Origin of the sequence: Agrobacterium sp., from assembly GCF_032092815.1 — a bacterium.
In the GTDB taxonomy this organism is placed as follows: domain Bacteria; phylum Pseudomonadota; class Alphaproteobacteria; order Rhizobiales; family Rhizobiaceae; genus Agrobacterium.
In genome coordinates, this window is sequence record NZ_DAMDBP010000026.1 from 44,780 (window position 1) to 57,021 (window position 12,242).

A 12,242-nucleotide genomic window follows, 5' to 3' on the forward strand; every position below is an offset into this window, starting at 1 on the left:
CGCAGCCGTTAAACAACGGCCTGCCCGCCTCTTCTGACCAGTGGTATAAAAATGACCGGCATTCGTTTTCCGCAGCCCGCAAGCAACAAATCCATTCTTGAAGGCGCGGGCAGCTTTACCCCGAAATTCGATGCCCATGGTCTCGTCACCGCCGTTGTCACCGACGCAACCGACGGCGAGTTGCTGATGGTTGCCCACATGAACGCCGAAGCTGTGGCCCTGACGCTGGAAACCGGTGTCGCCCACTATTTCAGCCGCTCGCGTGGCAAGATCTGGAAAAAGGGCGAAACCTCCGGAAACCTGCAGACCGTGCGCGAAATCCGCACCGATTGCGATCAGGACGCCATCTGGCTCAAGGTTTCCGTAGCCGGTCATGACGCAACCTGCCATACTGGCCGCCGGTCGTGTTTTTATCGCACGGTTTCACTGGAAAACGGTGAAGCTGTTACAAAAATCACCGATGATGAACGGCACTTCGACCCGGCGACGGTTTACAGCGACAAATAACCCTGACGTTATTTTCTCCATTCTGCTGCCCCGTTTCGATGCAATAACCGTTTTGAAACCGGACAAGGCGTTTAATAACGCTTATTCGCATTGGGCAGGAGGGGTGTCGTGGCGATGTTGGGGTGGGGTATCAATCGCGGCAACACGGGCACATTGTCAACAATCGACGGCAATGAACCGACATTCCCTGAAAACGAGGCAAAACTGCGCGGTGACACCCGCATTGCACTGGCGCTGGGTGGCGGGGCCGCACGCGGCTGGGCGCATATCGGCGTGTTGCGTGCGCTGGATGAGGCAGGCATCAAGATTGGCATGATTGCCGGCACCTCGATCGGCGCGCTGGTGGGTGGCTGTTACCTCGCTGGCAAGCTGGATGAGCTGGAAGCCTTTGCCCGCTCGCTGACCATGCGCCGCATTGCCGGCCTGCTGGATCTGACCATTGGCGGCGGTGGCCTGTTTGGTGGCATGCGCCTGACCAAACGTATGCAGGAACATCTTGAAGGCCTGACAATTGAATCCCTCAACCGGCCCTTCGTAGCAGTTGCCACCGAACTGACAACCGGTCACGAGGTATGGATCCATCAGGGCGACCTGATCACGGCGCTGCGCTCATCCTATGCGCTGCCCGGCATTTTCGAGCCGGTCTATTGTAATGGTCGAACCTTGATTGACGGCGCACTGGTCAACCCGGTTCCGGTCTCGGTCTGCCGCGCCCACGAACAACCGCTCGTGATTGCCGTCAACCTCAACTACGATATTTTTGGCCGATCCGCCGTGGTCAAGCACGGTGCAGGCGCACCCGGTGCCACACCATTGCCGGTGCCCGCCGCGGCCCAGCGCCCTGGCCTGCCCGGCGTCATGGTGCAGGCCTTCAACATCATCCAGGACCGCATTTCCCGCTCGCGTCTGGCAGGCGACCCTCCAGACCTGACCCTGCATCCGCGCATCAATGATATCGGCCTGTCGGAGTTTCACCGCGCCGGTGAGGCAATCACCCGTGGTTATGAGGAAACGCGCGCCAGAATACCCGAGTTGCAGCGCATGCAGCAGGTTTTGATGCGGTAAGCAGCACCACTTTGTCAGCCAAACAGGCACCCTGATCAACGGCGCATCCAGCAGAACGCATTCGCGCGACCGACTACCTGTCTACTCATTCGCCTTTCATCAGGATTTTCCCGCCTTGCAGACGCATGGCGGCTGGATTCCCGCGACAAGCGCGGGAATGAGGGACGTTGGCGTGAATGGCGCAGGCCGTAAAAAACGAACGAAGCGCCTACCGTGCCTACGATTTACCCGGCGATATAGGCCTTGATCTGCTCTGCCTCGGCCTCGATCTCGCCAATGCGCGACTTCACCACGTCACCAATCGAGATGATGCCGGCAATCTTGCCATTGTTTTCAACCGGCAAGTGGCGGAAGCGGCCACCGGTCATGATTTCCATCAACTGGTCGGTCGTTGATGTCTCCTGACAGCGAATCACGTTCTTCGTCATCGCCGTGGAGACCTTTTCCTCAAGTGAGGCAGCACCTTTACCTGCAATTGCCCTGACCATATCGCGTTCGGTAAAAATGCCTTTGATCGCACCTTTGGCGTCAACCACCACAACAGCACCGATCTTGTGCTGATTCAATGTTTTGGCAGCGTCAACGATCGTCACATCAGGCGTCACGGTCACGACGTTCCGGCCTTTTGTATCCAGCAATTCCTTCACGAATGTCGGCATCTATTCCTCCTCATAACAGGCCATGCCGATACGGAAATTCCGCGCTTCCATACCCACGGCCCATGAATGCTGCGCTTGCAGCAACGGGAATGCAAGACACAACTTCCAACAGGGCGTATGCAGTCTGTGATATCGGCCTTCAGCGTATTTGGCGGGGCAGCGGATCGAACAGGTCAAACAGCAGGAAGCCGAACAGGAACCCGAAAATATGGGCGTCCCAGGCAATGGCACCGGCAACGTCGCCAAAAATCGGCACACCAACCGCCACCAGAATATTGCCAAGCAGCCACATGGCGGTGAAAATTACCACGGTGCGATTGCGCAAGGCGGCAACAATGCTTTGGCGCGGGTAAAGATGACCAAGGGACGGGTTGTAGCCTGCACCACTGGGCGGAAAGGCAAACCGGCACGCCGCCCCCATCAGCGCCGAAACCACGCCGGATGCACCAATCAGCACCGTAATGTCCTGCCAGTTGAGTGCCGCGTGGCCAAAGGCCGACACGGCAGCACTGAGGCACCAGAACAGAATGAAGCGACCCGCACCAATGCGGCGCATGACAGGGGTGCCAAAGGCAGCAAGCCACAGGCCATTGAACACGATATGCGCCGTGCTGCCATGCATCAGCGAATAGGTAATCGGCGTCCACAGCCACTCATAACCCTGCTCGGAAAACGGCACGACATAGCGCATCGGAATAAACCCGAAGGTGAACAGGTACCAGGCGTACCCATCCCCTGACAGCAGGTATTCACCCACCAGATAAACGACGGCCAGCAGTCCCAGTGTGATCAGCAGCAGACCGGGCAGATTGAAGACAGGTTCTGAAGGCCGTTCAGCGGGCGCGTTTTCATGGGAATGAAAATCGTCCTGGTTGTCTGTCATCACATCACCCTTTTCAGGCAACACCCGCAAACGGATGCACCGGCAAACAAAAATCGCATTTCGTCAAAGGCATACAGGAGCAACAGACGAAAAAAAAGCCGTCCTGACTGGCAGGACGGCTTCGGAGCCCCCGGATTTACACCCACCCCGAAAATCTGTGCTGAAAGAGTTTCCTCTTTAAATGACAAGACCTGAATGCCACGCCGCCTGCCAAAACACAATTGAAACCATTCATTAACCTTAACTTTGCCGTGGCACGAAACTGGCATCGCCAAGCCTAAAACCATCAATACCAGTTTTCCCTGTGCTGGAATGAGACATATGGAGGCGATCCATGAACCTTGCAGCAAGCATGGAGCTTTTTACCTACTGGAATGACCTGCGCGGTGACACACCCGCCCCAGTACGTCAGAATATCGAACCTGAAAAAATCCGTCATTTGTTGCCGGAGCTTTTCATCCTTTCCGCGTCGGGCAAAACACCGCCCCAATTCCGGCTGACCGGAACGCGGCTCTATTCCATTTTCGGCAGGGAGTTGCATGCAACCCCCTTCCTGTCGCTATGGGCAGATGAAAATGCACGGACCATGGCGGATATTGCCAACACCGTGATGCAGCGCGAGGTGCCTGCCATTTTGACCGTGCGCGGCATCACTGCTGACGAAACCGAGGCGCTCCACTATGAGATGCTGTTGCTGCCGCTCAGATCATCGCATGATAGCGAACCTCGTCTGCTCGGTGGCCTGTTTGCCGAAAACCGCAAGCACGTCTACGTGCACAATGTCTACCGGCTTCACCCGGAGAGCTGTCGACTGATCGAGCCGGTTGTAGAAAAACCGCAGCATGATGCGATAAAATTTGGTTTTAGCGCATAACAGTTGCATTCGCGGCAAAAACGAGAACGGTCTGTTAACTGGACATCAGTAGAGAATGAGCGGTTCAATCCAGATAGTGCTTTATTGATGTTTTCGCTGAAGTCTACCAATCTTGCCCATGCAGAACCCGTGCACCCCGTGCGCGAGGTACAGACGGTGTCTGTCAATCTTTCTGGCCGCGTCATGTTGCCGGACTATGAAGAATATGACTGCTCGGTGACGGACATGACCTCGGAGATCGCGCATTTCACCTGCGTGGCCATGGGCCACCACGGTGATCGCGTTGTTGCCTATCTGCAGCATATCGGACGCCTCGAAGGCAAGATCACCGCGATCTACGCCACCGGCTTTACGATTTCGATTACAGCCACAGAGCGCAAACGCGAAAAGCTGTCGGCCCAGCTTGCCTGGATTGCCAAACGCCAGGAACTCGGCCTGCCGGAGGATCGTCGCCACGACCGTCTGGCACCGCGCAAGTCGCGCACCGAACTGACGCTAGAAGATGGCAACGTCGTTGTGTGCCGCATCATCGACCTTTCACTGTCCGGTGCCGCCATCGAGGTTGAAGATCGCCCTGCCATGGGAACCATCGTCAAACTCGGCAACATGAAGGGCCGTATCGTGCGCCACTTCATGGAAGGTGTCGCCATCGAATTCGACCGGGTACAGTCGCGTGATGCGCTGCTGGAATTCCTGTAAGCCGACAAACGCACCGTAACACCGCACAAAACAAGGCCGCAGACATGCGGCCTTTTCTTTTGCGCGCCTTCGCCGGCCCCCAACAAGATACGAGATCTGTGCCATTGTGGCGCAATTTCAGCCGCTGAAATCGCCACAGTCCCAACCTGACGCGATCCGACCAGCCAAATTTTTTCGAAAAAAATCAAAATATTTTTTCGCGCTAAAATGCACCTCGGTTGTGCCACAATGTAAAAATCGAAGTATATATCGTTTCAAAATTGAAAATATGCGCGTCACACTGGCTCATTATGACGCATCACGCCCCGATATCACCGACCGGTGAATTTGCAAAATAAATAGTAAAATCATTTATTTTCAACACCTTGATGAAAATTCCCATTTGGGGACAGGTCGAAAATTCGATAAAATTTTATTCAAATACGCATAAAATAAAACTCAAATACATCTAAATATAAAATCAAATACAGCGCTAAATTTCTGAAAAACAACATAAAATCTGCGCACCAATATTTGCGCGACCTAAAAATTTGCGTGCGAATGTCTCCTCAACACGGGAGACAGGTAATGAACAACAAAAAACAACTTGGTTTCTTGGCCGCTGCACTTCTCATGATGGCCTTCACAACTCAGGCCCAGGCTTCACCGGCCGCCGCCATGCGCATCATTGGAAAAGCCAATCCACCGATTGGCCATTATGAATTCTGCCAGACATATAGAAGCGAATGCGTTGCTACCTCAGCAGACCGCGGTTCGCTGAAATTGACGAAAGACCTCTGGAAGATCATTCTTGACGTCAATTACACCGTCAACACCACCATCACTCCGATGACCGATATGGAAATCTACGGTGTTGAAGAACGTTGGGCCTATCCGACAACGGTGGGGGACTGTGAAGACTTCGTGCTTCTGAAGCGCAAGATGCTGATGAACAAGGGCATCGAGGCATCGAACCTGTTGATTACCGTTGTGTTGCAGCCCAATGGCGAAGGCCACGCCGTGCTGACCGTGCGCACAGACCATGGTGATTTCATTCTCGACAACATGCGCAACCGCGTCATGGAGTGGTCTGAGACAGAATACACCTATCTGAAGCGCCAGTCGTCCAGCAATCCAGCCCGTTGGGAAAAGGTACAGGATGGCCGCGCAACGGCAGTTGGCGGCATCAACTGATCAGCGACAGAAACTTATAGAGGAATTGGCCCGGTCCGTCCCCCCTACCCCGTCCCCTGACCGAGCCACGAGCCGGTTCCGTTGCCCCGGAACCGGCTCACTCTTTTTTTCATGGTCAATGAAGGAGTGAGACGCCCGTCACCGGATGGAGACGGATCAAAGCAGGCCGAGTTCGGCCAGTTCGCGCTTGAGGTCTGATGGCAGATCATCTGCACCGCCATCCGAACCACCGAGATCACGCGGCGCGTCTTCCGGCGTCAGGTAACGCCAGCCCTGGAAAGGCCGCTTGGGCGCTGGCGAGGTTTCAATGACCTCGGGGCCCAGCACCAGATCACAGCGCGTAATGCCGTCATCGCCCTTGAAGGTGCGGATATCCAAAAGGTTCTGGCGGGCCAGCACCTGCCCCTTGATGACCCAATAGAGCGAGCCGCCATCCAGCAGTTCTTCGACGCGTTTGGGGATCATGCGGGTGGTGTGAATGCTGTGCGGTTCCAGCCCGGCCGCAATTGCCAACAGGGATCGTTGAGAAACCCAGTCCCGCAAATCCTGAAGTGAATCTGCGCCAACGCATAATTTAACAAGATGAAGTGCCATGTCCTTCATCAATGCCTATTTGCGTCACGCGTCAAGACATGTGCGGGTCTTATTAACAAAGCCGTTGCCGCCAGGTGACGGCAAACGGTTTTGCAGATCAGCATTCCACGACGTTGACGGCGAGACCGCCGGTGGAGGTTTCCTTGTATTTTTCGCTCATGTCGTTGCCGGTTTGGCGCATGGTTTCAATGCAGGCATCCAAAGGCACGAAATGTTCGCCATTGCCTTTCAGCGCCAGCGATGCGGCAGTGACCGCCTTGACGGCACCAAGTGCATTGCGCTCGATGCAGGGGATCTGCACCAGCCCGGCAATCGGGTCGCAGGTCATGCCGAGATGGTGTTCCAGCGCAATTTCAGCGGCATTTTCCACCTGCTCGGGTGAACCACCCATCACGGCCGCAAAACCGGCTGCCGCCATGGCGGATGCGGAACCGACCTCGCCCTGGCAACCGACTTCGGCACCGGAGATGGAGGCATTGTGTTTGATGATGCCGCCAATCGCTGCTGCCGTCAGCAGGAAGTCCCTGATGTCATCGATCGATGCATCGTCATGGAAATGGCGGAAATAACGCACGGTTGCCGGCACCACGCCAGCCGCGCCATTGGTGGGCGCTGTCACCACCCGGCCACCGGCGGCATTCTCTTCGTTCACCGCCATGGCGTAAACGCTCAGCCAGTCATTGGCGAGCAGCGGGTTGGGCCGGTTGCTGCGCCATTCCACATTCAGCTTTTCATGAATGTCATGGGCGCGACGCTTGACCTTGAGACCGCCGGGCATGATGCCCTCATTGCGCAGACCACGATCGATACAGCCATTCATCGCCTCCCAGATCTGGTCGAGACGGGCATTCAGCTCATCACGCGACACGATGATCTCTTCATTGGCGCGTTTCATCTGGGCGATGGTGCGGCCGGAGCTGCGTGCCATCTCCAGCATTTCGCGTGCTGACGAAAACGGATATGGCACACGCACCGTCTTGGCCGCATCGCTGCCACCCTTGCGCAGTGCCTCAAGCTCGGTATCGGTGACGACAAAACCACCACCGATCGAATAATAGATGCGCTTCAGGAGAATGCGACCCTGCGTGTCGAGCGCCGAAAACGTCATGCCATTGGCATGGCCGGGCAACGGGTTCTTTTTATCAAACACCAGATCTTCATCCGGTTTGAAGTCATAGGCGGGATGACCGGGAGGACAGACCTGCGACGTTTCCTCAACCCTGGCGATGATGCCATCCATGGCATCAGGATCGACCGTATCGGGCTTTTCACCGGCAAGGCCCAGAATGACGGCACGACCGGAACCGTGGCCAATGCCTGTATAGGCCAGCGAACCGTGCAGGCTAACCTTCAAATGGCTGACAACCGCTGTGGCGGGCTTTGGCCAATCATCCGTCAACAGCAATGCCAGGAAACGATTTGCTGCCGACATCGGACCCATGGTGTGTGAACTGGAGGGACCGATACCGATCTTGAAGACATCGAAGACCGAAAGAAACATTGCTGCGCCTTACTCAATTGCATTGACGGCAATCATTTTAGCGCAAAGCGAAAACATTCGCCATCGATTAGCGGCAGGCAATTTGGTGGCGACGACATGATAGCGACATGGCGCCAACTGAGAGGCGCGAGAACCAAGACACCAAAACAAAAGCAGCATGGCTTGGGACCATGCTGCTTCTTAAAGAACTAAAATACGAGAGACTATTACGGGCTGCCAAAAATGTACGTCAATGCGAGAAAAGCGGCAAAACCTGCGAGTGCGCGAATAGTGACACCCCAGCAGGATTTCTGAGCGGTTTCTTCCATGATTACTCCAGCTTGTTTACTCTCCGGCCCACATATGCTGCGGTCGCCGTTGGTGAAGCATTTATTAAAATCCTGTGACGGATGCAATTGCAAAAAAAGGCGAAATGGAGGCGAATTTGAAAAGCAGCCATGCCCTTGGTGCATGGGTATAAGAAAAATCAAGCCGTTAGAATGGGTTCTGCTTTCGCCCTATAAGAGTGGAAATGTCTCAATTTTGTCCAAAGTGTAACCAATCGATCCATTTTTCATGACAAGGGCAGAGTTTTGCACAACCATAGACTTCAGAATGCATCAATCTGATACACCTGCGGTCGCTGCACATTCCCGCACTTGCCAGACTCTCCGGTATTTCCTAATTCGGATTCGTTGACTTATTTTTCAGAGGCACCACCATGCAGTCTTCCAGCGCTTTTCCTGATCGCGACACCGTCGCTGCCAAATTGACAACCCTTTCGGGGGAAGATCAGGCATGGCTGAAGCTACTGATGGAAAATGTCCAGCAGGAAGAAAGCTTCCTCAGCGGCCTGCAGCTTTACCTGGAACAGCAGACCGCAGCGCGTTTCCTTAATTCGCTGAAGCTGGAAGCCTGCGGCGAATGGCTGGGAGCCAACACACCTGCCCGCCTGCAGATCCGCCTCAATGAAGTGTCACGCTCCAGTCAGCACCCGGCCTTTGCCGCCTTCAAGAAAGGCGTCGTCAAATCAGGCGGCTTTGAAAAAGCCTACCCGAAGTCGACCCTCTGAGGAAAAGACCTCACGGCATTTTTTCGACAACCGCGATGATCGGCCCAAGCGGCGAATGGTCATCGCGCCGGTTACGCTCGGGTATCTCGACGCTGGAAATCGAGCCGTCGAGATAAAGCGCGTTTTTGACGTTCAGCTTGTCGCGGAACAGCGTGGCAAAATCATAAAACCGCACCATCGCGTCCACGATGACAAAATGCACCTTGCCATCGTCTGACACACCAACGCCATTGCGGCGGTTGAGACTGTCGCTCTCCGGCAGGAAGCGCGGATGGATGGCGCCATCGATCAACAGCATTGGTCCGGACTGGGTAGCGAAATCAGGTTTGATGCCGCTCTTTATATAGGCGTCGGTTTCCAGCACACCGGCCTTGTCACCCGTAAGATAGAACACGCCGTTTGGTTTCAGATGGAAATTGCCCCAGCCGAAACCGGTGCTGATGCCTTTCAACTCCCGCCCATATTCCACGTAAAGACCGACCGGCGACAGGTTACGGTGGTACATGCCGCCATTCATGGCAAAGGTTGTGTAGAGGCCACGCGACCAAAGCGATGAGGACAGATTCGCGAAAGAGCCGAAAAACTGCCCCGTCAGCGGGTCTCGATCAAAAATCCGGATAGAATCACTGTGCAGATCAAAGCTGCAAACGGTGTATTTTGCGCCGGCATGGGCGATGTCCTCACAGGCTGCGGCAGAATTTGCCGCCACGGATAGAAAAAAACTTGTCGCTGCAATCGCCAGTCTTGACCACACCAATGCCCATTGCCTCCCTTTTTATGGCTATCTACCCCCCTATAAATGGCGGGAATTTTCGTAACGATGCGTCAATACCGGTTAACAAAATACAAATTCATGGCTTTTTGGGTCAGGAAATTAACGACTCATTAACCATAATTAATGCCTATTCCACTCCAGCACCATGAATGAACAAGGTGCAATTCAACGGGCGATGAGACGGCTCGAACACATTTAGGGGTTCAGATATTATGCCAATCATTACAATCGCGAATACCAAGGGCGGCGCTGGAAAAACAACTGTTGCCGTAATTCTGGCCAACGAGCTTGCTCGCCTCGGTCATCGAGTTACCCTCATGGATGCAGACCCGCAGCAGTGGGTTTCCCGCTGGCACAGCCTTGCCAAAGCACCAAAGAACCTTTCCGTTGTTTCCGGTATCGATGACGACAATATTGATGAATGCATCAAGAACGCCAAGAAGCGCGGCGGTTATATCCTGATTGATCTGCCCGGCGGTCGTTCGCCGCTTCTCGCCAAGGCCATCGGTTTTGCCAACCATGTCATGGTTCCCGTGCAGGGTTGCGCCATGGACGCCATTGGCGGCGCGCAGATCCTTGAACTGATGCGCGACCTCGCCGACAAATGCGACATTCACATTCCGCACTCGGTTGTGCTGACCCGCATCAGCCCGATCATCACCACCCGCTCCATGCAGGCGGTCAAGGGTCTTTTGGCCGAACGCCAGGTGCATGTGCTGGACACACCTCTGGTTGAACGCGCAGCCTACCGCGACATCTTCGTTTCCGGCGGTGCGCTGGAAAGCATGGACCCGGAACGCGTCAGCAATCTCGACAAGGCAAAAGAAAACGCCATGGCCCTTGCCATGGAAGTGCTGGCACTGGTGCCAAAGGCAGCGCCGAAATCCGTACCATCCGTTTCCAGGGCCACGAAAAAAGCCGCCTGATCACTCAGACGGCCTACTAAAAACATCAAAAAACGCCGCCGACGTTCCCTCGCAAGACGTCGGACGGCGCTTTTTTTGCCGCTTCTCCCGGGAGTGATTAGCGCGACGCGGCGCGGTCTACGCTGCGACCGGCATCCTGGGTCGCATCAACAGCATTTGCCGTGTCTCGGCCAATACCACGAATGGTGTTTCCGCAGGCACTGAGTGCCGTTACAGCAGCCAGCACAGTAACGATCGTAGCCAGTTTACGTGATGTCATAAGATGTCTCCCCGTTGAGGCCGTTTAAAACAAACGGCGGAACTTGCGAGAGCCTGAACGCAGCAATGCCGCTTTGGTTCCCGTAAGGGAAAGAAAAAATCAAACGACCTGACGTTTAATGTATTTTTGAAACAACATGCGCATTCTGCGCCCTGAATAAACAGGGAGAGTGGCATGGTGGACGATAGACAGGATGAGGCGCAGACACTGCAGCCCGCAGCCATTCAGGGGCGCATTGTGGTGTTCACCGCAGGCGGCACCAACCCGCAGGTGATGATCAATGCACTGTCCGACCGTTTTGCCGATATCCATGTCATCCAGGAACAACCGGAAGGCAAAGGCGAGATTGTAAAGCGCCGCGCCAGACGGCTGGGCTGGATCAATGCCCTCGGCCAGCTCGGCACGATGATTGCCTCGCGTCTTTACAAACAGGTGGCCGCCCGACGCGCCCGTGACATCATCAAACACTATGGCCTGACGGATGCACGAAACCCGGCTATTCCGGTCATCTCAGTCATATCACTGAACAGTGACAACTGCTTGCAGGCTGTGGCGGCACTGAAACCCGATGTGATTTTCACCATTTCCTGTCGTATCCTCTCTGAAAGGACGCTCAGTGTCCTGCCCTGCCCGGTCATCAACTTCCACGCCGGCATCAACCCGATGTATCGTGGACAGATGGGTGGTTACTGGGCGCTGGTGGAAAATGATGCCGGCAATTTTGGTGCAACCGTGCATCTCGTCGACAAGGGGATCGACACCGGCGGCACGCTGTACGAACAGCGCGTTGAACCGGCAAAAACCGATACCATCGCCACCTATCCGCTGCTGTTGACCGCAGCCTCCACCGGTATTGCCATCAAGGCCATTGAAGATGCGCTGGCTGGCAGGTTAACTCCGGTTCAGCCGCCGGGAAAATCTGCCCTGCGTTACCCGCCACCCCTATGGGTTTGGCTGTGGCACGGCATAAAAAGGAATATCTGGTAGTCGCTAGTCGCATTTCTACAATGGGGCTGTCGTGTTAATTAAAGAAACGCCCGATAAAAACAGGCATGTTTCGCGAAAAGGAATATGCAAGCTTTGAAACAAATCGCAGCCTCCATCGAAGTATCCCCCAAACAGGCGGTCGAATCCAAAGACCTGCCCGGCCTTTTCCCTGAGGGAACGCCGGTTTACCTGACGGATATTGGCACCGAACCGCTCGACACCATGATCGGCGCGGCAAAGCGGCTGCGTGATCTAGGTTATGAGCCGGTGCCGCATTTTGCCGCCCGCC

At 55.0% G+C, this 12,242-nt stretch carries 14 protein-coding genes and 1 pseudogene; 9 read left to right on the forward strand and 6 right to left on the reverse strand.

The window, feature by feature from the left end; translation table 11 throughout:
- The first annotated feature begins 51 nt into the window (after positions 1-51).
- Positions 52-507 (forward strand): phosphoribosyl-AMP cyclohydrolase, encoded by a 456-nt coding sequence (gene hisI / locus RT613_RS15635; protein ID WP_313616768.1) that lies wholly within the window; start codon positions 52-54, stop codon positions 505-507.
- 114 nt (positions 508-621) lie between these two features.
- Positions 622-1,572, forward strand: a complete 951-nt coding sequence (locus tag RT613_RS15640; RefSeq protein ID WP_313616790.1) for a patatin-like phospholipase family protein — start codon at positions 622-624, stop codon at positions 1,570-1,572.
- Positions 1,573-1,796: 224 nt separating this feature from the next.
- Here the strand turns inward: RT613_RS15640 and RT613_RS15645 are convergent, their stop codons facing one another.
- Complete coding sequence (locus tag RT613_RS15645) at positions 1,797-2,231, reverse strand: CBS domain-containing protein (RefSeq protein WP_313616770.1); 435 nt, start codon at positions 2,229-2,231, stop codon at positions 1,797-1,799.
- A 139-nt stretch (positions 2,232-2,370) separates the two neighbouring features.
- Complete coding sequence (locus RT613_RS15650) at positions 2,371-3,114, reverse strand: rhomboid family intramembrane serine protease (protein WP_313616771.1); 744 nt, start codon at positions 3,112-3,114, stop codon at positions 2,371-2,373.
- Between the two features lie 334 nt (positions 3,115-3,448).
- Here RT613_RS15650 and RT613_RS15655 point away from each other — a divergent pair, with 334 nt between their 5' ends.
- The 3 genes from RT613_RS15655 (at position 3,449) to RT613_RS15665 (ending at position 5,860) form a co-directional block, all read left to right on the forward strand.
- On the forward strand, positions 3,449-3,988 hold the full coding sequence (locus RT613_RS15655) for a PAS domain-containing protein (RefSeq protein WP_313616772.1): 540 nt from the start codon (positions 3,449-3,451) through the stop codon (positions 3,986-3,988).
- An 87-nt stretch (positions 3,989-4,075) separates the two neighbouring features.
- Positions 4,076-4,687, forward strand: coding sequence for a PilZ domain-containing protein (locus RT613_RS15660; RefSeq protein ID WP_313616774.1), 612 nt, complete (start codon positions 4,076-4,078; stop codon positions 4,685-4,687).
- A gap of 567 nt (positions 4,688-5,254) precedes the next feature.
- Positions 5,255-5,860 carry a transglutaminase-like cysteine peptidase gene (locus tag RT613_RS15665; RefSeq protein ID WP_409558832.1) on the forward strand — a complete coding sequence of 202 codons (606 nt, stop codon included), beginning with the start codon at positions 5,255-5,257 and terminating at the stop codon, positions 5,858-5,860.
- A gap of 156 nt (positions 5,861-6,016) precedes the next feature.
- Here RT613_RS15665 and RT613_RS15670 read toward each other — a convergent pair whose 3' ends face one another.
- Positions 6,017-6,454: a DUF1489 family protein gene (locus RT613_RS15670; protein WP_313616776.1), complete on the reverse strand. Its 438-nt coding sequence runs from the start codon at positions 6,452-6,454 to the stop codon at positions 6,017-6,019.
- A 97-nt stretch (positions 6,455-6,551) separates the two neighbouring features.
- Entirely contained in the window at positions 6,552-7,955 is a 1,404-nt protein-coding gene (locus RT613_RS15675) for an L-serine ammonia-lyase (protein ID WP_313616778.1), read from the reverse strand.
- Positions 7,956-8,655: 700 nt separating this feature from the next.
- Here RT613_RS15675 and RT613_RS15680 point away from each other — a divergent pair.
- The gene (locus RT613_RS15680; RefSeq protein WP_313616779.1) at positions 8,656-9,006 is read left to right on the forward strand and encodes a hypothetical protein; all 351 of its coding nucleotides are present in this window, start codon (positions 8,656-8,658) and stop codon (positions 9,004-9,006) included.
- 10 nt (positions 9,007-9,016) lie between these two features.
- On the opposite strand, the gene RT613_RS15685 is transcribed toward RT613_RS15680, so the two are convergent.
- A complete protein-coding gene (locus tag RT613_RS15685; RefSeq protein WP_409558833.1) occupies positions 9,017-9,763 on the reverse strand; it encodes a phosphodiester glycosidase family protein in 747 nt (248 codons plus the stop codon).
- Positions 9,764-9,993: 230 nt separating this feature from the next.
- Here RT613_RS15685 and RT613_RS15690 point away from each other — a divergent pair, with 230 nt between their 5' ends.
- A complete protein-coding gene (locus tag RT613_RS15690; protein ID WP_313616781.1) occupies positions 9,994-10,707 on the forward strand; it encodes a ParA family protein in 714 nt (237 codons plus the stop codon).
- A gap of 97 nt (positions 10,708-10,804) precedes the next feature.
- Here RT613_RS15690 and RT613_RS15695 read toward each other — a convergent pair whose 3' ends face one another.
- A complete protein-coding gene (locus tag RT613_RS15695; RefSeq protein ID WP_313616783.1) occupies positions 10,805-10,966 on the reverse strand; it encodes an entericidin in 162 nt (53 codons plus the stop codon).
- Positions 10,967-11,140: 174 nt separating this feature from the next.
- Between RT613_RS15695 and RT613_RS15700 the strand changes: the two genes are divergently transcribed.
- Together RT613_RS15700 and RT613_RS15705 are read left to right on the forward strand one after the other, a co-directional pair.
- Positions 11,141-11,953, forward strand: coding sequence for a formyl transferase (locus tag RT613_RS15700; RefSeq protein WP_313616785.1), 813 nt, complete (start codon positions 11,141-11,143; stop codon positions 11,951-11,953).
- Between the two features lie 93 nt (positions 11,954-12,046).
- Positions 12,047-12,242, forward strand: a pseudogene (locus RT613_RS15705) (methylenetetrahydrofolate reductase); the annotation flags it as partial.

Coding starts and splice junctions, on each gene's coding strand:
- hisI (WP_313616768.1), top strand. CDS start 52: ATGACCGGCATTCGTTTTCCGCAGCCCGCAAGCAACAAATCCATTCTT.
- RT613_RS15640 (WP_313616790.1), top strand. CDS start 622: ATGTTGGGGTGGGGTATCAATCGCGGCAACACGGGCACATTGTCAACA.
- RT613_RS15645 (WP_313616770.1), bottom strand. CDS start 2,231: ATGCCGACATTCGTGAAGGAATTGCTGGATACAAAAGGCCGGAACGTC.
- RT613_RS15650 (WP_313616771.1), bottom strand. CDS start 3,114: ATGACAGACAACCAGGACGATTTTCATTCCCATGAAAACGCGCCCGCT.
- RT613_RS15655 (WP_313616772.1), top strand. CDS start 3,449: ATGAACCTTGCAGCAAGCATGGAGCTTTTTACCTACTGGAATGACCTG.
- RT613_RS15660 (WP_313616774.1), top strand. CDS start 4,076: ATGTTTTCGCTGAAGTCTACCAATCTTGCCCATGCAGAACCCGTGCAC.
- RT613_RS15665 (WP_409558832.1), top strand. CDS start 5,255: ATGAACAACAAAAAACAACTTGGTTTCTTGGCCGCTGCACTTCTCATG.
- RT613_RS15670 (WP_313616776.1), bottom strand. CDS start 6,454: ATGGCACTTCATCTTGTTAAATTATGCGTTGGCGCAGATTCACTTCAG.
- RT613_RS15675 (WP_313616778.1), bottom strand. CDS start 7,955: ATGTTTCTTTCGGTCTTCGATGTCTTCAAGATCGGTATCGGTCCCTCC.
- RT613_RS15680 (WP_313616779.1), top strand. CDS start 8,656: ATGCAGTCTTCCAGCGCTTTTCCTGATCGCGACACCGTCGCTGCCAAA.
- RT613_RS15690 (WP_313616781.1), top strand. CDS start 9,994: ATGCCAATCATTACAATCGCGAATACCAAGGGCGGCGCTGGAAAAACA.
- RT613_RS15695 (WP_313616783.1), bottom strand. CDS start 10,966: ATGACATCACGTAAACTGGCTACGATCGTTACTGTGCTGGCTGCTGTA.
- RT613_RS15700 (WP_313616785.1), top strand. CDS start 11,141: ATGGTGGACGATAGACAGGATGAGGCGCAGACACTGCAGCCCGCAGCC.